The organism is Kitasatospora sp. NPDC057223 (assembly GCF_042669755.1).
Taxonomy (GTDB): domain Bacteria; phylum Actinomycetota; class Actinomycetes; order Streptomycetales; family Streptomycetaceae; genus Kitasatospora.
This window is the reverse complement of record NZ_JBHUWW010000161.1, coordinates 1-17,465: the sequence shown is the minus strand read 5'-3', so window position 1 is coordinate 17,465 and position 17,465 is coordinate 1. Positions and strand designations below refer to the sequence as shown.

Below are 17,465 nucleotides of genomic sequence, written 5' to 3'. Positions count from 1 at the left end.
GCCCGGGGGCGAACCCCCGGGCCGGCCTTCCGTCCCTACCGTCCCGCTGTTGCGGGCGGAACGTCACCCACGGTTCAGTACCGCGGGTCCACCCGGTAGATCGGGCGGTCCGGTACCCACCAGTGGCTGGACTTCCAGATCCCGAAGGTGAACCTCACCCCGTGGCTGCCCCGCTTGTTGGCGGCCTTGATGAACTGCTTGCCGACCTTCTTCATCAGGTAGGACAGCGCCCAGAGGACGTATCCGGCGGCCCGGGCGGCGATGTGCGGCAGGCGCCGCAGGATCTTCGAGATGCCCTGGCTGATCTTGCCGGAGACGTACAGCAGCACGCCGATGGTGTTGCCCTCGGAGCGGCTGAAGTAGGCCGTCCACTTCTTCCGCCAGGACATACCGGTCAGGTCGTCCATGGTGATCGGGTCCACCGGGTAGCCGTAGGCGTTCGGCGAGCCCTCCAGGACCGGGTCGGACTGCAGGAAGCGGCCGGTGGTCGCGTCGTACAGGCGCACGCCCATCAGGGTCAGGTCGGAGAGGCCGTCGGCCGCGCGCTGCGCCCCGCCGAGCCAGCCGTACTCGGTCGAGCCGGTGGCGTCGACGATGTTGCCGTACTCGTCGTAGTGGTAGACGGCGAGGTCCTCGCTGCCGTCCGGGGACATCTGGACCGACACGTCGCCGTGCAGGTTGGTCAGCAGCAGGATCGCGCCGCCGTCGGTGCCGGTGGCGGCCGTGAGCTGGCCGGTCAGGTCCTGGACGCTGCGGGTGACGTTGCCGGCCGCGTCCTTCGACCAGGCGGGGGAGTCCTCGCCGGCGTCGAAGTGGTCGGTCGACTGGCCGGTGACGGCCCAGGTCCCGTCGGTGCCCCTGGCCTCCGTCGTGGTGACGGCGAGGCGGCCGGAGGCGTCCAGGTTCCAGGTCTTGCGGGCGTCGCCGAGGGTCTCGCCGCGGACCAGGTCGTTGGCGTAGTAGCTCAGCTGGGTGCCCTTGGGCAGGGCGGTGGTGCGGCCGTAGGCGTCGTACACGTAGCCGGCGTCGGTGAGGCGGTCGGCGGTGTCGTAGCCGTGGGTCTCGGACTTGGTGACGGCGTCGGCGGTGGCCGGGTCGCAGTCGTCGGTCACGGTGGTGCGGTTGGTCCGGTTGCTGCTCCGGTCGAAGGCGTAGGACCGGGTGGCGCAGCCGAGGCCGGTGGTGGCGGCGGCCCTGGTGAGGCGGCCGGTGGCGTCGTAGGTGTACGTGGTGTCGGTGGTGTTGCCGTCGGCCTGGGTGATGCCGGCCTGCTGGCCGTGGACGGTGAAGTCCGCGGTGTCGGCGAGCAGTACGGTGCCGGACTGGGTGGTGTAGGTCTTGCCGGTCTGGTTGCCCCGGCTGTCGTAGGTGTTGGCCAGGGTGTTGCCGCCCGGCAGGGTCTGGGAGACCAGCCGGCCCTCGACGTCGTAGGAGGCGGTGAAGGTGCCCGCGACCGAGTCGGTGAGCGAGGTGGGCAGGCCGCGCGGGTCCTTGGCGGTGTCGTAGCCGTAGGTGGTGCTGGAGGGCACCGAGTCCGACTGCTTCACTGCCCGGTCCAGCCTGTCGTACTCGGTGGTGGCGACGTTCCCGGCGCCGTCGTCGTAGGACACCAGGCGGCCGAGCCTGTCGTAGCGCTGGGTGATGGTGGCCGTGCCGTTGGAGAGGGTGGCGAGCTCGCCCGTGGCCGGGTCGTAGCCGAACGTGGTGTCGGGGACGGCGGTGCCGGTGCCACCGGTGATCGAGACCTTCAGCGGGCGCCCGACGGCGTCGTAGCTGCGGGTGGTGGTGCGGGTGACGCCGTTGGCGACCTCGGTGACCACCGAGACGTTGCCCCAGCGGTCGTACTGGAAGGTCCTGGTCGGGATCTGCGCCGGGTTGCTCCCGCCGCCGGTGACCTGGGCGGCCGGGCCGGTGGAGCAGACCAGGTCGGCCCACTCGGGGTGGCCGGCGCAGGCGCCGGAGCCGGTGGCGCCGTAGAACGTGGTCACCGTGGTGGCCGCGTCGGAGCCGTTGGAGTTGGGGCGGCTCTGCGTGGTCACCCGGCCGCTGGTGTCGTAGCCGGTACCGGTGGTGATCCTCAGGCCGGCCGGGTCCTGCACGGACTGCGTGGGCAGCCCCTGGGCCCAGTCGTAGGTGGTGGCGGTGGTGCGGGCGTCGGCGTCGACGGTGTAGCCGTCGATCCGGGCGCCGACCGTCACCGAGGTGGCGCGGTCGCTGACCGCGGCGGTGGCCGGGCGGCCCTCGTCGTAGGCGGTCACGGTGGCGGCGCGGGCCGGCACCTCGGCGCCGGCGGCGAGCGCCGGGCTGCTGCCGGAGGCGGCCAGGGCGTGCTCCAGGGTGACCAGCTGCAGCGGGTCGTACTGCTCGGCCAGTCGCTTGCCGTCGGCCGAGTAGACCGAGGCCGAGGAGAGCAGCTGGGCGCGGTCGGCCGTGGAGCGGCCGGCGATGCCGAGGGCGCGCAGCTTGGCGAGGTCGGTGCCGGTGGTGGCCAGGGCCAGGATGCGGTTCTCCGCGGAGAGCGTGCGGACCTGGCTGCCGAAGGCGTTGTACTCGGTGGTGGTGATGCCGCCGCCGGGGGTGGCGGTGTTGACCTCGCGCCCGGAGGCGTTGGTGTAGGTCAGCGAGGCGCGGTTGTACGCGGCGGTGCCGAGCGCCTTGCCGTCGTGGCTCGCCGGGACGGCGTCGGGCGGCAGGACGGCGGTGGCGTCGCTCGGGGCGTCGCTCTGGCCCCAGGCGGCGACGTCGGACGGGCCCAGCGGGTAGGGCGCGTTGTTGCCGCTCAGCGGGACGTCGTAGACCACCGAGGTGGTGGCGGTGCCGTCGGTGACGTCCGTGCTGCCCTGCTTGAGGGTGGGACGGGAGGCGGCGAGCAGCATGCCGTCACCTGCGGTGGCGGCGTTGCCGGCCTTGCCGTACTCCAGCGTCCACGGCAGCTCGCCGGGCTCGGCCGCGGTGGTGACCCGGCCGGCCGTGTCGTAGCCGTAGGCGGTCTTCAGCGCGGGGCTGATCCGCGGGTCCCAGACCTCGCGCAGCCGGCCCTGGTCGTCGTACGCGTACTGCGAGACGACGACGGGGGTGGCCGCCGGGGCGCCCGGGTCGGTGGACCAGAGCCGGATCTGCTTCACCTGGCCGGTGAAGTCGCCGGTGGCGGAGGAGGTGGCGGTGGTGGCGGTGGCGTAGACGTACTCCAGCACCCGGCAGCCGGCCGTGGACGGCACCGAGGCGCAGGTGGTGGACGTCGTCGCCGAGGTCGGCGCGACCACGTACTTCGGCCGGGCCAGGGTCTTGCCGCCGGTCACGACCTTCTCCGAGACCACCGAGGTGGTGGAGTTGTCGCTGGGCAGCGAGGAGCCGCTGGCCTGCCAGGTGGTGGCGGCCGGGTCGACCTTGGCGAAGGTGACCGTGGTGCCGGCGGTGTCCTTCAGAGTGAAGGCGGTGGTCAGTGCCCCGGTCAGGGTGAGGTCCTCGGCGCCGGGCTCGGGCTTCCAGCCGCCGGCGCCGGTGGCGGTGAAGCCGACCTCGGAGCCGTCCGCGGAGACCACCGAGAGGGAGGTCGCCGAGGTCTGGCGGACGTAGGAGTAGTCGGCGTCGGTGATCTCGGCGGTGGTGCCGGAGCTCCACTGCGGGCCGAAGATCGCCGCCTGTCCCTCCTGGGCCGAGCCGTTGGCGGGCCGGCGGGAGGAGAAGGAGCGCTCGGCGCTGAGGCCGAAGCCCTCGGCGTCGGTGGCCGACAGGGCGAGGTCACCGGTGAGGGTGTTCACCTCGCCGGGGCCGACCGGCGTCTCGGGGGCGTCGCCCGCGTTGCGGTCCACCGTGACGGTGTTCGGCTCGGTGGCGTCGGTGGCGGTGCCGTCGGTGAAGACCGCGCGGACGTCGACCGGGCCGTTCTCGGCCAGGGTGTCGGTGATGTTCCAGGTCAGCGCGGCCGGCTTGCCGGCGGCCGCGGCGAACGGCCAGGCGGCCACCGCCTTGCCGTCGGTGGTGGTGACGTTGGCGACCGGGACGTCCTTCCAGACGTCCGTCTCGCCGCGGCGGTACTGGTACCGCACACCGGTGTAGGTGCTGTTCCCCTCGGCCTGCAGCGAGGTACGGCGGGCCGGACGCTCGCCCGCGCCGGGCGCCACCAGCGCGGAACCCCGGCCCGCGTAGAAGGTGTAGGTCTTGTCGGCGGAGACGTTGCCCGCCGCGTCTCGGGTGTGCGCGGTCACCGTGTGGGCGCCCGCCTTGAAGGTGAGGGCCGCGGTCACCGGTGCGCCGGTGGTCGCCGCGGTCACCCAGGCGCCGCCGTCCAGCCGGTACTGCACGTCCTTCACGTCCGAGGACGGCGGGGTGAAGGTGAAGCTGCCGGTGTAGGAGCCGTTGCCGTCCGCGGTGCCGGACCACTGGCCGGCCGGGAAGTCGCCGGAGGAGACGGTGGTGGCGCCCGGCGCGGTGGTGTCCACCGTGAAGGTGCGGAACGCCGACCAGGCGCTGTTGGCGGTCCCGTCCCAGGAGCGCGAGCGCCACTTGTAGGCGCCGGCCGCCAGCGCGGTCGCGGGCGACCAGGTGGCGGTCGACCCGGAGGCCGCGTAGGCGGAGTGGCCGGTCTGCAGGGCCGCGGTGCCGTTGGCTGCCCAGACCTCGAAGTCCAGCAGCACGTTGCCGCCGTCGGGGTCGGTCGCCTTGGCGGACAGCGCTGGCGTGGCGTCCCCGGTGATGGCGCCGCTGGCCGGGGTGAGCAGGGTGGAGACGGCCGGCGCGGTGTTGTAGGTCACCGACAGGTAGGGGGTGTTGGAGGACGCGTTGCCGGAGTTGAACTTCTTCCAGCCGTACGGGTCGCTCTCGTCGGTGGCCCGGATGCCCAGCGTGTTGGCGCTCTTGCCGTTGCCGGCCCAGGCCTGCACGAGGGAGGTGATGTCGGTGTTCACCCAGCCGTCGTTGCAGGAGCTGGAGTAGCCCTTGGTGGCGGTGGTGGTGGCCCACTTGCGGTTCCAGGTGGGCTGCGCGGTCCAGCGGGTGGCCGTGGTGGCGGAGTTGGTGTCCCAGACCTCCCAGCTCTTCGCGGTGCAGGACCAGGAGTGGAAGTTCCACAGGTTGAGCTTGCCGCTGGTGACCTGCTTGCCGCTGATCTGCGCCATCGGGAACTGCAGGAACGAGCGGGCCACCTGGCTGGAGCCGTTGTTGCCCAGCTTCAGCTCGGTCTGCGTGGAGACGTCGGTGGCGTAGCCCTGCTGGACGAAGGTGTCGAAGCCGACGCCGATGTTGACCGCCGGGTCGACGGTCACCGGGTACTTGGTCCCCGGGTCGTTCAGGAACGCGGCGTCGGGGGTGAGCGTCAGGTCGATGTCGTCGCCGCGCTGCACCACCTTCAGGCCGACCGGCGCGATGCGGGTGTGGTCGCCGGAGCGCTCGTCGACCTGGGCGTCCCACATGACGGGGGCGGGCAGCCGGCCGGCCTCCTGGCCGTTCTTCGGGTCGATGAACGACACCGAGCTGTCGGCGTTCTGCCGGGCCTGCAGGCCGGCCGCGTTCAGGGTGAGCGTGACCGTGCCGTTGGCGGCGACCGCCGAACGGTCCTTGAGCTCCAGGAACTGCTCGAAGCCCGTCCGGGTGGCCTCGATGACCAGGTCCGTGGCGGTCAACGCGTCCGTGTAGCGGGCCTGGTGGCCGTCGATGCTCGGGGCGGGCAGCGCGCCGCGCCAGGACAGCGACATCGCGGTGCCCGCGCCGTTGTCCAGCGAGACCAGCGGCACCGCGGGGGCCTGCTGGTCGCCGGCCGGGGCACCGGACGCCTTGAAGCGGGAGGCGGCGGCGGCCGGGGTGGCCCCGGCGAGGGTGAGGCCCAGCGGGTGGCCCTTGGCCTTGACGCCGCCGTCCGGCTGCCGGGCGAGGTCGACGTCGATCGGCTGGAGCCGGCCGGCCTTGTCCCGGTAGCGGATCGGGCCGGAGGCCATGTCGAGGGTGGTGGTGCCGTCCGGGTTGATCCAGGTGGTGCTGGACTCGGTCCGCTCGCTCACCACCTCGATCCGGCGGTTCTCCAGCCGGGCCTTGAGGTTGGCGGTGGCGATGTCCTCGGCCTCGGCCGGGCCGGACGCCTTGGCCGCCGGGGCGGCCGGGGCCTGCGGGGTGACGGCGACGGCCTGGCCGGTCGCCATGATGACGGCCGCCGACTCGGCGGCGATCACGATGGACAGGGCGATGGCGGTGCGGCGCAGCAGTGCTCCGCGCCGCCGGCGGCGGGTGGGTGGTGGTACGTCCCCGGACCGGTGTCCGGGACCGTGCTGGTGCGACATGGGGCTCCTTGGTGTGTTTTTTGTTGTGCCTATGACATGAGCGGACGGGTAAAGGTCCGCTACGAACCGGCCAAAATCCGGGCCGGCCAGGATCGGTGGAAAGTGGGACGTGCGGCAGGAAAACGCCTGCGGGACAGGAGGGTCGGCTGTGGCCGGACGGTCCCAGGACGGTGCGGGGGCGGTCCTAGGGCGGTCCTAGGGCGGTGCGGGGGCGAAGGGTCCGACGGCCCCTTCGGCGAGCGCCCGGCCGAGCAGGGCCCGCGCCCGCCGTTCGGCCTCGGAGCGGTCGGGCGCCCGGATGAAGAGGACCAGCCCCAGTCCGCGCGGCCCGCTCCTGGCGCGGATGTGCTCCAGTCCGTCCGCGGGCCCGGCGAACTCCCACAGGGCCTCCTGGACGGCGGCGGCCACCCGCTCGCCGGCCACCCCCTCGTAGGTCGGTCCCTCGTAGGTCGGTCCGGCCCCGCCGGCCGGCAGCGCCGCGGGAGGATCCGGACGGAGGGTCAGATGTACGGCGAACACGGCGAGTCAGATCCAGTCGTCCCAGCCGATCCCCAGGTCGCCCGTACCGCCGAGGGTGGAGCCGGCCGGGTCGGACGGGTCTGCCGGGACTGTCGTGGCGGCCGTGGCAGGCGTGCCGGGGGAGACCGGGAAGAGGGTGAGTGCCGGGCTGGCGGAGGTCGCGAAGGTGAGCGCGAGGGCGGTGGTGGCGAGCAGTCGGGCGGGCGTGGGCACGGTGGTTCCCGTTTCTGTCGGTGCGTCGGGCGGAGGGCGTCGGGCGGAGGCACGGGGCGGAGGTGGGCGGAGCACCGGGGCGCGGGGCGCGTGAGGCGGACGGGGGTCCACAGGGGTGGACTCCCGGGGTGTGCGCACCGTCGGGGCGTACCGGAATCCTTCCGCCGCACGCCCCCCTGGAGGGAGGGGTGCCGCCCGGCAGCAACCGGTCAGGCAGCTTGCTGCAACCCCGCCGGATGCGCCGGAGCCGCCCCCGGGCTCCTTGACCGGATCATGCCTTGCCGGTGGGTGGCAGTGACTGACAAGATCGCCCCAGGCAGGGCCGACCGGTCAACAACCCGTCGCGATCAGGGGTCTAGAAGTGCTGGAGCTGCTGGGTCTTGACGCGACTGCGGAGGCCGTCTACCGCGAGATGCTGGCCGATCCGGAGGGCGGGATCGCCGAGCTCAGCGACCGGCTCGGGCTGCCCCGGCCCGACGTCCGCGCGGCTCTGGACCGCCTTGCCGACCTCACCCTGCTGCGCGCCTCGCGGGAGCGCCCCGGCGCCCTGTGGCCGGTCAGCCCCGAGCGCGGCCTGGAACTGCTGCTGCGCCGCCAGGAGGAGGAACTCGCCCGCCGCCAGCAGGATCTGGAGGTCAGCCGGGCCGCAGTGGCGCGCGCCGTCGCCGAGTACGCCGTGCTGCGCCCGAACACCCTGGTGGACGGCGGCGAGCGGCTGGTGGGCCTCGACGCCATCCAGGCGAAGCTGGAGGTGCTCACCGGTGAGCTCACCCGTGAGTGCCTGGCCGTGATGCCCGGCGGCGCGCAGTCCGCGGCCAGCCTGGCCGCCTCGCGGCCGCTGGACGAGGAGGCCCTGCTGCGCGGGGTGAAACTGCTGACGATCTATCAGGACAGCGTCCGGAACGACCCGGAGACGTTCTCCTACGCCCAGTGGATGACCGACCTCGGCGGCCAGGTGCGGACCGCGCCCATGCTGCCGCCGCGGATGCTGGTCTTCGACCGGCGTACGGCGGTGGTGCCGATCGACCCGCAGAACACCAGGCTCGGCGCACTCTGCACCGAGGAGCCCGGGATCGTCGCCTCGCTGGTCGCGCTCTTCGAGCAGACGTGGCAGGGCGCCGTCCCGCTCGGCGCCGACCGCCCCGAGGACGCCCGGACGGGCCTGAGCGCCGGGGAGCGGGAGCTGCTGCGGCTGCTCTCCACCGGCCTGACCGACGAGGTGGCGGGCCGGCGGCTGGGGGTCTCGGTGCGGACGGTGCGGCGTCAGATGGCCGCACTGATGGAGCGACTGGACGCCGCGAGCCGCTTCGAGGCGGGCCTGAAGGCGGCCCAGCGGGGGTGGCTGTAGGGGCCGGTGTGGGCCGGCCGCTGACGGTTCGGTCGGGGGGTGAGGCCGCGGGGCGGCGGACGGCGAGCTCGCAGCAGACGGTCCTGCCGACGGGCCGGCGGGTGGCGTCCCCCCAGCGGGTGGCGAGGGCGTTGACGATGAGGAGTCCGCGGCCCGACTCGGCCTCGGCGGCGGGGGTGTTCGTCGAGGTGGGGGCCGTGCTCCGCGCGGGCGTCGGAGACCTCGATGCGGAGGAGGTCGTCGTCGGTGGACGTGCGGGTGAGGGTCAGGCGGAGCTGGAAGTCGCGGCCGGGGAGGTGACCGTGGCGGACGGCGTTGGCGGCGAGTTCGGCGACCACGAGGGAGGCGGACCAGGAGGCCTCGCCGTCGGCGGGCAGGCCCCACCGGGTGAGCTGTTCGACGGTCAGGTGCCGGGCGAGGTGTGCGCCCCGGCCGGTGGAGGGGAGCTGCACGGTGGCCCGGTGCTGCGCGGTGGGGAGACCGGCCGGGCTGGGGGCCCGGACGAGTGAGACCCCGGAGGCCTGGTCGGCGTTCGTCTCGTACGCGGCCACCTCCCTCGGCTGAGATGATCGCCCGTCAGGACGCGGCGGCGTAGCGCCAGAAGTCCCGCATCAGGGCGGTCGGGGTCGGGCCGGTCAGTTCGAGCTGGGTGAGCAGGACGGTGACGGTGCCGGTCGACGGGGTGAGGTGGGCGGCCGTGCCGGTGCCGCCGATCCAGCCGTAGCGTCCCGGGACGTTCCACGGGTCGACGGCGGTGATGTCCACCGAGCCGCCGAAGCCCCAGCCCTGGCCCTCCAGGAACAGGGCGGACGCCTCCCGCTGGGCCGGGGTCAGGTGGTCGGTGGTCATCTGCCGCACCGAGGCGGGGGAGAGCAGCGGGCCGCCGTCGGCGAGCAGCATCCGGGCGAACGCGTGCAGGTCGTCGACGGTGGAGACCAGTCCGCCGCCGCCGGATGCGAACCGCGGCAGGCTGCTCCACTGGCCGTCCGGGGCGTCGACCAGTTCGGGGGCGCCCGCCGCACTGCCCCGGCAGTAGCTGGTGAAGCGCTCGCGCTTGCCCGCCGCCACCTCGAACCCGGTGTCGGCCATGCCCAGCGGTTCGAAGATCCGCTCGGCCAGGACCTCGGGCAGCGGACGGCCCGCGACCCGGGTGATCAGCACGCCCAGGATGTCGGAGCTGGTGTTGTACAGCCAGGCCTCGCCGGGCTGGTGCAGCAGCGGGATGCGGGACAGCACCGCCATCCACTCGTCGGGCGGGGCGACGCGCTGCGGCTGCGGCGGCCCCTGCTTCAGCTCGCTGAACAGCAGGCCGACCGCAGGGAGCGAGAAGTCGGCCGGAAAGCCCCAGCCGGAGCGGAAGGTCAGCAGGTCGCGCACGGTGATCGGCCTTGCGGCCGGGACGACGTCGTCCACCGGGCCGGCCGGGGTGCGGACGACGGACGGTGCGGCGATCTCCGGCAGCCACCGCCCGACCGGTTCGTCCAGCGTGATCCGGCCGTCCTCCACCAGCACCATCACGGCTGCGGCGATCACGGGCTTCGTGATCGAGGCGACCCGGAAGATCGAATCCCGGGCCATCGGCGTACTCCCCCCGAGGCCGGCCGAGCCGACGGCCGCCACCTCGACCCGGTCGCCGCGCGCCACCAGGGCGACGGCCCCGGGCGTGGGACCGGCACTGACGTGAGTGGCGAGGACGTCGCGCAGATCGGTCATCGGTACACCTTCTCGTGTGTGCGGCTGCCCGGGTGGCGGCGGTTGGAGCGTCCAGCATGACAACACCCGGCACGAAGACCGTTCGCGGCGCTCCGGAGGAGTGGCCCTACGAGAGTGCCGACGGTGCCCGGTGGACGCGCACCCGTCACGCCGGCAGCAGCTCGTGCACCGCCCGCCACTCCATGTAGAGCAGGAACCGCAGGTGGTTGTAGGCCGCCTGGAGATCGCCGCTCTTGTCGGGCGTCAGCAGGGTCCCCTTCCCGACCTGGCCCCGGAAGGACTGGCCGCTCGTGCTGCCGATGTCGATCAGCTTGGCGTCGCCCAGCGCCTGCAGCCCCGGATCGGAGGCCAGGAACTTCTCCACCAGCAGGGCGTTCATCTCACTCCCGCCGGGCTCCTTGAACGGCGGGCTCTTGATCAGGGCTCGCGGCGGCCGCTCCCTCAGCAGCTTGATGACGAGCAGTCGGGTGCCGACCAGGACCTTCCCCCAGTCGAAGGCCAGCGACTGGCTCTTCCGGGAGGGCAGGTTGGCGTTGGTGATGAGCTGCACCTCGGGGATGTTGAGCTTGCGCATCAGGCTGAGCCGCGCCTCGACGGTGCCCCGGAGGGAGATCAGGTGGGCTGCCAGGTGGAGCAGCTCGGGGCCGGCCGGGCCCTGGTCCAGGAGCTCCTCCTTGAAGCAGAACTTCTGCTGCACGGTCGGCCCCGGGAGCCAGGTCCACCCCGGTGAGAGGTCGACCACGCAGTCGAGGACCGGGTCGAGAAGGCAGAGCTGCGGAGACAGGGACGGCAGGATCAGGCTGCGGACCTGCTCGCGCAGGTCGTCGAGGGCCGGTACGGCGAACGCGTTCGCGGCGGCCGCGTTGCTCGTCCACCGAATGTCCACGTCGTACGTCAGCTTCGTCGGCTGCCCCTGGGCGCCGTCGAAGAGGAACTCGTGCTTCGCCTCGTGCAGCCGCTCACTGTCGGCGACCCGGCCGCCCTTTCCGGCGGTGATGCTCCAAACCCCGGTGGTGCGTGCTGGTGCTGGTGTGGCCATGTCCGCCCCCTGCTGAACGCGGCCCGGCCCCCCTGGCCCGCCGCCGCTGGGCCATGCTGCCCGGACCGGCGGCCGGGTGCAAGGACCCGGGCGGCTGGCCTCGGTCGAAGACCGGTCGGTTCGGCGGCCGGCGGCGGCGCGGGCGGCCCCGCGCCACCGTCGGCTCAGGCCGGGGACAGTGCGAGCTGCGCCGCTGCCGCCCTGGTCAGGAAGGGGCTGGCGGCGCCGTGCCAGGAGACGTACAGGGCCTCGCGGGCGCGGGTGCAGGCGACGAAGAGGAGGCTGAGTTCGCCGAGGACGTCCTCGCGGTGCTGCTGCGCGTCGACCTCGACCGGGGTGAGGGCGTTGCGCATCGGGACGGTGCCCTCGCAGACCCCGGCGACGGCCATGCAGCGGAATTCGAGGCCCTTGAGGCGGTGCATGGTGCCGATCCGGACGCCGGCCCCAGCGTCGGCGGCGTTGGCCGTCGGAGAGGAGCCCATGACGGTGGCGGGGATGCCGGCGCGGGTGAGGGCGGCGGCGACGTCCCTGCCGAACTGGACGAAGCGGACGGCGATCCCGATCTCGCCGGCCGGCACCTCGGCGGCGGTCAGCCACTGCGACACCTGGCCCACCAGGGCGTCGAGTTCGGCCGCCTTGGTGGGGTGACCGGCGGTCACCGGGCGGCTGCCGTGGAAGGCGGAGCGGTAGTCGCCGAGGCCGTCGTCGCCGCCGTCCATGTCGTCGGCCGGTTCGCCCGCGAGGAGGGCGGTGGCCCAGGCGACGATCTCGTGCGTGGAGCGGTAGTTGATCCGCAGCCGGTGGGAGCGGCCGGTGATGTGGATGCCCATGCTGCGCAGCGACACCTTGTTGCCGTAGATGCGCTGGTGGGGGTCGCCGGCGATGAACAGGTCGTCGGGGCGGCCCGGTTCGGTGGCGGCGCGCAGCAGGCGCCACTGGGCGGGGTGGAGGTCCTGGGCCTCGTCGACCAGGACGTGGCGGAAGAGATGGCCGCCGCCGTCGGCGCCGCGGGCGGTGAGGATGCGGGCGGCCTCGTCGCAGACCTGGTGGAACGTCCAGGTGTCGGAGGCCCGCAGGTCGTCGGTGAAGGCGGTGACGGCGCGCCAGACCTGGGCCCGCTTCAGCGGGCCGAGCGCCGTGCCGCGCCCGGCCCGGGAGGCCTTCAGGTACTGCTCGGCGGTGCTGATCCCCTGGGCGAGGATCACGTGGCGCCACTCCTGGTCGAGGAAGGCGGCGCTGTGGTCGAGGTCGAGCCGGCGGGTGATGCGGCCCCAGCGGGCGGTGACGTCGCGCTGGTCGGTGAGGATGCTGAGCCGGCCGTGGCCCCGGCTGCCGCGCAGGACTTCGGCGGCCAGCGCGTCTATGTTGACCACCCGGACCCGGCGGCGCTGCTCCGGGTCGGTGACCAGCAGGTGCAGGCTGCGCTGGAGTTCGGCGGCGAGGTCGCGGGTGAAGGTGGTGAGCAGGACGGCGCCGTCCGGGGTGTCCGGGGGCAGGGCGGCGGCCAGCTGCGCGGCCCGGTGCAGGGCGACGACGGTCTTGCCGGTGCCCGGGCCGCCGGTGACCCGGGCCGGGCCGTTGTAGGAGGGGCGGTAGGCGATGCGGTGCTGGGACGGGTGGAGGAAGATCCGCCAGGCGTCGAAGGGGCGTTCCAGCAGTTCCATGAGCTCGGCGGGCCCGGAGACCAGCGTGATCCGGCCCTGGGCCCGGGACATCGCGGCGGTGAGGTCGTCCTGCGGAGTGCCCGCGACGGTGGCGACGGTCGCGGTCTCCAGCCCGGCGGTGCGCTGGGTCTGGACGATCTCACGCCAGACGTCCTCGGTGCTCATGCCCGCCGCGAGCCCGAACAGGACGTCGTACTGGTGCTCCGGGAGGATGGCGCGCAGTGCGTCGAGCATCTCCTCGTTGTCGAGCCGGCGGGCGATCGGCAGGATCTGGCCGTCGATGCCGAGCCTGGTCAGGTCGGCGTCGGAGACGCGGGCGAACAGCGGCTGCGCGGTGCTGCCTTCGGCTGCCCTGCGCAGTCCGGGGGCGAGCTGTTCGAGCGCGATGTCGTTGCGCAGCTCGATGCCCTCGGTCGCGGTGTTGACGGTGGCCCGGTGCTTGAGCGCCCAGTCGATGGCGTCGTCGTGCGGCAGGACCTTGAGCAGCAGGAAGCTGTCGCCGCCGTCCGGGGCGAGGACGACTCCGCGGTAGAACTTGTCGATCCGGATGGTCTTCAGCCGTGGGTCCCGCCCGTGGTTGAGCTTCTCCAGGTGCTGCCCGGTGGCCGACGAGTGCTCGAACTTGTCGAAGGCGTCGGCGACTTTCGTCCGGACCTTCTTCTCCAGCCGGGCGAACTCCCGGAGAAAGTCCTTGTGGAGGCCGAGCGTCGGCATGCGAAGTCCCTTCACGGCGGCGTGGTGGGTCCGGGCCCTTCCGGGTGTGATCACCTTACTGCCTGCTCCGGGTACGACCGGCCGGGCCGAGCCTCCGGGACGGGTGGTGGGCGCACTACCCCGTGGTGAAGCGGGCGTCGCCCCAGACCGTCGGGAAGTAGCCCTCCCGCTTGACGTTCGCGGTGTGGAGCTTGATCTTGCTCTTGCCGGAGACCGGGATCCGGATCTCCCTGCTCTCGTACTGTGCGACGGTGAAACTGAGTTCCGGGGCTGTCTTGCCGTCCAGGTAGATCTGGAAGACGGCACCGCTGTTGTCCCGGGCGCCGTTCTCGATGCCGATGGTCGCGGTGAAGAACGCCCAGTCACCGTTGATCACGTACTCGAAGGTGTACTCGGTCGACGGGTTGACGGTACGGAGGCTGTGGACGTACGTGGTCTTCGTCCCGCCGCTGCTCAGCTCGGCGGTCTTCACCCGGTTGTCCCCCTGGAGGGCGTGCAGGTCCGAGAGGTACTGGACGTCGGCGGAGGCCGCCGGCGGCGCGGCCGCCGAGGGGGTGGCGGACGGGACGGTGCGGGGAGCCGGTGCGGTGGTCCTCTCGGTGGGCGCGGCAGGTGTGTCGGGTGTGACAGGAGCGGCGGGAGCGGCGGGAGCGACAGGTTCGGTCGGGACGGTGACCGGTGGTGGTGGCGTGGGGGCCGCGACGGTCGGGGCGGCCCTCGTGTCGGGGGCGGCCTTGCTCTCGGAGGACGCCGTCGCCCCCAGGTAGCCGAGGTAGCCCGCCACGACGACGCCGACGAAGCCCAGGAGGGCGGTGATGACGGCCGCCCAGAAGACGAGCCTGTGGCCGTTGGGGGTGTTGGTACTGGAGTTGTTTCCGCCGGAGGACATTGCCGATCCCCTCTCCGCAGTACAGCCGGTGATCCGGTGACGGCACGTTATAAGCCATCGACTGCAACGGACTTGGACGGCACGGCGGTGTTGCCCAGTTGTTACCGCGAGGGGTCGTTCCCGCGATGGCGGCGGTCAGTCCTGGACCCAGCCGCGGCGGTGGGCCTGCCAGCCGAGCTGGACCCTGGTCTCCGCGTGGGCGAGTTCCATGACGGCCTTGATGCGGCGCTGGACGGTGCGCAGGCCGAGGCCCAGCTGGTTGGCGACGGCCTGGTCGGTCGAGCCGGCCAGCAGGAGGGAGAGGATCCGGCGGTCCACCCCGACCGGCTGGCCTGCCGGTGCCTCGCCGAGTACGGGCAGGCCGGCCTCCAGTCCGAGCGGGTGGGCCCACTCCCAGACCTGCTCGAACAGGATGACCAGCAGCTTCACCAGGCCGGGCGCGCGGACCAGCATGGCGGCGGGCTCGCCGTTCTCCCCGGGCTCGGTGAGCGGGACCAGCGCGAGGGCCCCGTCGGCGACGATCAGCTTGGTCGGGACCTGGTCGGCCACCCTGATCCGCTGGTCCCGGCCGAGCGCCTCGAACAGGGTCTCGGCGGCGCGCGGGGCGCCGAGCGCCTGACGTCCGATCACCACCCGGTAGGCGACGCCCCGCTCGACGGCCTCGGTCTCGGCCCCCGTCGCGTCCGCCGGGACGACGTCGTACTGCCCGGTGACCAGGGCCAGCAGCTCGCGCTCGGCGCCGCGTTGGACCTGTTCGACGCGGTGCCCGATCGCGGCCGGGCCGACCACGATCTCGACCAGGTCGCGGTGGGCGCCGTCGGAGGTCGCGGCCCGGTACGCCTCGGCGAGGGCCGCCGCCGAGAGCTCGGCCTGTCGCAGCGCGTGCCGCTGCCCGGCGAGCAGCGCCTCCAGTGCGACGGCGGGCGGCGCGGCCGCGAAGTGCGACGCCGCGCCCGGCCGGCCGCCCCCGGAGGGGCCGCCGGGGCCGCTGTCGGGGGCGGTGCGCGGGGCGATCAGCCCGTGTGCGGCCAACTCGTCAAGTGCGATGGCCGTTTCGTCCGGATCCGTCCCCGAACGTTCGGCCAGCGCGTGGGCGCTGGCCGAGCCGTGGGTGACCAGATCGGTGTAGAGACGCTCGGCAAGGCTGCCCAGCCCGACGACAGTCAGCACCCGTCGTACCTCCCAGGCTCGCACTCGTGCCCGCGGTGGCGGGTTCCTGCCCCGGCGGCTATCCGCCAGGTACATGATGACTGGTCGGAGCCGCTTTTTGCCAGAGTCCCAAGGTCGCGCCACCGCCCGGGCCGCCCGCGGACGCCGCTGGGCCCGGCCACAACTCCCTTGCGGTGACTGCTTGTCCCCATCCCCTTGGACCTCGCTTTTGTTCCCCTGCGCAACCATTTCGGAGGGGTGCCCGTGGCGGCCGGAGGTGTCGGCAGCCGCCCGGTCGGCGGGATTCGGAAGGGGACTTGGTCTGTACCAAGTCGCCATTTCTTTGGTTCCCGGCCACTTTCGAGGCACCCTCTGCACCCCGGGCCACGATTCGGTAAAGAGGTCTAGGCCTCTGTGTCGGGGTGGTGCACTCTGGCTCACACGGCAGACGAACGGTGGCCCGCAGCCTCGACCAGGCGCAGGCGCACACCCCGTCCCCCGGAAGCTGCGGCCGCGCGCACGGCCGCACACGATCAACGCGACGACCAACCAGGGCACCACCGGGCCGGGCGTACGACACCGGCCCCCTCCCGCTCATCCCCCACGTTTCGGAGCCCCCTGTCCCGGCGGCTTCAGATTCAACGCAGAAAGCGGTAACTCCCGTGAACCGATCTGTACTTCTCCTCTCCGCGGCCTGTGCGGCCGGCGCGCTGGTCCTGACCGGCTGCGGCAGCAGCGGCAAGAGCGGCGGATCGTCCGATGGCGCCGCCACCACCATCAAGCTCGTGGCGGCCGACTACGGCGACACGGCGGCGAACGGCTCGAAGGCGTACTGGGACGGCGTCGCCACGGCGTTCACCGCCGCGAACCCGAAGATCAAGGTCGATGTCCAGGTCGTCAACTGGAACGACATCGACAAGCAGGTCAAGACGATGATCCAGTCCGGCAACTACCCGGACGTCCTGCAGACCGGCGGCTACGCCGACAAGGTCGCCGACGACCTGCTGTACAAGGCGTCCGACGTCCTGTCGCCCGCGACGCAGGCCAACTTCATCGACACCTTCTCCAAGGCCGGCCAGGTCAAGGACACCCAGTACGGCATCCCGTTCGTCTCCTCCGCGCGTGCCTTCTTCTACAACAAGGCCATCTTCGCGCAGGCCGGCATCACCGAGGCCCCGAAGACCTGGGACGAGGTCAAGAAGGACGCCGAGCTGATCAAGGCGAAGGTCCCCGGCGTCACCCCCTACGCCCTGCCGCTCGGCCCCGAGGAGACCCAGGGCGAGAGCATGATGTGGGAGCTGGGCAACGGCGGCGGCGTCACCGACGCCTCCGGCAAGTACGCCCTCAACTCGCCGGCCAACATCGAGACGTTCAACTGGCTGAAGGCCAACCTGGTCGACACCGGTCTGACCTACCCGAACCCGGCCACCACCGACCGCAAGACCGCCTTCGCGGACTTCGGCGCCGGCAAGACCGCCATGCTCAACGGCCACCCGTCGCTGATCCAGAAGTCCAAGGACGGCAAGGTCGACTACGCGGTCGCCCCGATCCCCGGCAAGTCCGGCCCGCTGGCCTCCACCCTCGGTGTCGCCGACTGGGTGATGGCGTTCAAGAAGAACAACCACCAGGAGCAGGTGAAGGCGTTCCTCGACTTCGCCTTCAACAAGGAGAACACGCTCAAGTTCGACGAGCTGTACAACCTCATGCCCGTCACCAAGGACACCCTCGCCGAGATGACCGCCAGCGGCAAGCACGCCGACCTGGCGCCGTTCTTCGCCCTGCTCCCGCAGGCGAAGTTCTACCCGCTGGGTGACACCAGCTGGGACGCCGTCTCCGCCGAGATCAAGAAGAGCGGCGGCACCGCCGTCTCCGGCGACGCCACCGCCGTCCTCGGGGACCTGCAGAAGAAGGCCGAAGCCGCGGCCGCCGACAAGTAGCACCCGCC

Annotated in this window: 11 protein-coding genes; 2 read left to right on the top strand and 9 right to left on the bottom strand. The window is 72.6% G+C overall.

Going from position 1 to position 17,465, the window contains the following annotated elements; genetic code table 11:
* Positions 1 to 74: 74 nt before the first annotated feature.
* The 3 genes from ACFUK0_RS35395 to ACFUK0_RS35385 form a co-directional block, all read right to left on the bottom strand.
* A complete protein-coding gene (locus tag ACFUK0_RS35395; protein WP_380257276.1) occupies positions 75 to 6,272 on the bottom strand; it encodes a DNRLRE domain-containing protein in 6,198 nt (2,065 codons plus the stop codon).
* Positions 6,273 to 6,467: 195 nt separating this feature from the next.
* Entirely contained in the window at positions 6,468 to 6,791 is a 324-nt protein-coding gene (locus ACFUK0_RS35390) for a hypothetical protein (RefSeq protein ID WP_380257274.1), read from the bottom strand.
* A gap of 6 nt (positions 6,792 to 6,797) precedes the next feature.
* Positions 6,798 to 7,004 carry a hypothetical protein gene (locus ACFUK0_RS35385; RefSeq protein ID WP_380257272.1) on the bottom strand — a complete coding sequence of 69 codons (207 nt, stop codon included), beginning with the start codon at positions 7,002 to 7,004 and terminating at the stop codon, positions 6,798 to 6,800.
* A 361-nt stretch (positions 7,005 to 7,365) separates the two neighbouring features.
* Between ACFUK0_RS35385 and ACFUK0_RS35380 the strand changes: the two genes are divergently transcribed.
* The gene (locus ACFUK0_RS35380; RefSeq protein WP_380257270.1) at positions 7,366 to 8,352 is read left to right on the top strand and encodes a LuxR C-terminal-related transcriptional regulator; all 987 of its coding nucleotides are present in this window, start codon (positions 7,366 to 7,368) and stop codon (positions 8,350 to 8,352) included.
* On the opposite strand, the gene ACFUK0_RS35375 is transcribed toward ACFUK0_RS35380, so the two are convergent.
* From ACFUK0_RS35375 to ACFUK0_RS35350, 6 genes are all read right to left on the bottom strand, one after another.
* Entirely contained in the window at positions 8,268 to 8,903 is a 636-nt protein-coding gene (locus ACFUK0_RS35375; protein WP_380257268.1) for an ATP-binding protein, read from the bottom strand. The two genes, ACFUK0_RS35380 and ACFUK0_RS35375, sit on opposite strands and share 85 nt — an antisense overlap.
* A gap of 25 nt (positions 8,904 to 8,928) precedes the next feature.
* Positions 8,929 to 10,065 carry a serine hydrolase domain-containing protein gene (locus ACFUK0_RS35370; RefSeq protein WP_380257266.1) on the bottom strand — a complete coding sequence of 379 codons (1,137 nt, stop codon included), beginning with the start codon at positions 10,063 to 10,065 and terminating at the stop codon, positions 8,929 to 8,931.
* A gap of 145 nt (positions 10,066 to 10,210) precedes the next feature.
* Positions 10,211 to 11,104: a hypothetical protein gene (locus ACFUK0_RS35365; protein ID WP_380257264.1), complete on the bottom strand. Its 894-nt coding sequence runs from the start codon at positions 11,102 to 11,104 to the stop codon at positions 10,211 to 10,213.
* Between the two features lie 164 nt (positions 11,105 to 11,268).
* On the bottom strand, positions 11,269 to 13,482 hold the full coding sequence (locus ACFUK0_RS35360) for a UvrD-helicase domain-containing protein (RefSeq protein ID WP_380257262.1): 2,214 nt from the start codon (positions 13,480 to 13,482) through the stop codon (positions 11,269 to 11,271).
* Between the two features lie 115 nt (positions 13,483 to 13,597).
* Complete coding sequence (locus ACFUK0_RS35355) at positions 13,598 to 14,371, bottom strand: NPCBM/NEW2 domain-containing protein (RefSeq protein WP_380257260.1); 774 nt, start codon at positions 14,369 to 14,371, stop codon at positions 13,598 to 13,600.
* 135 nt (positions 14,372 to 14,506) lie between these two features.
* Positions 14,507 to 15,541, bottom strand: a complete 1,035-nt coding sequence (locus tag ACFUK0_RS35350) for a helix-turn-helix transcriptional regulator (protein ID WP_380257258.1) — start codon at positions 15,539 to 15,541, stop codon at positions 14,507 to 14,509.
* A 641-nt stretch (positions 15,542 to 16,182) separates the two neighbouring features.
* Between ACFUK0_RS35350 and ACFUK0_RS35345 the strand changes: the two genes are divergently transcribed.
* Positions 16,183 to 17,457: an extracellular solute-binding protein gene (locus ACFUK0_RS35345; RefSeq protein WP_380257256.1), complete on the top strand. Its 1,275-nt coding sequence runs from the start codon at positions 16,183 to 16,185 to the stop codon at positions 17,455 to 17,457.
* Positions 17,458 to 17,465 lie beyond the last annotated feature (8 nt).

What these genes read in the sequence shown, in the direction of transcription:
- ACFUK0_RS35395 (WP_380257276.1), bottom strand. Translation starts at nt 6,272, where the DNA reads ATGTCGCACCAGCACGGTCCCGGACACCGGTCCGGGGACGTACCACCA.
- ACFUK0_RS35370 (WP_380257266.1), bottom strand. Translation starts at nt 10,065, where the DNA reads ATGACCGATCTGCGCGACGTCCTCGCCACTCACGTCAGTGCCGGTCCC.
- ACFUK0_RS35365 (WP_380257264.1), bottom strand. Translation starts at nt 11,104, where the DNA reads ATGGCCACACCAGCACCAGCACGCACCACCGGGGTTTGGAGCATCACC.
- ACFUK0_RS35360 (WP_380257262.1), bottom strand. Translation starts at nt 13,482, where the DNA reads ATGCCGACGCTCGGCCTCCACAAGGACTTTCTCCGGGAGTTCGCCCGG.
- ACFUK0_RS35355 (WP_380257260.1), bottom strand. Translation starts at nt 14,371, where the DNA reads ATGTCCTCCGGCGGAAACAACTCCAGTACCAACACCCCCAACGGCCAC.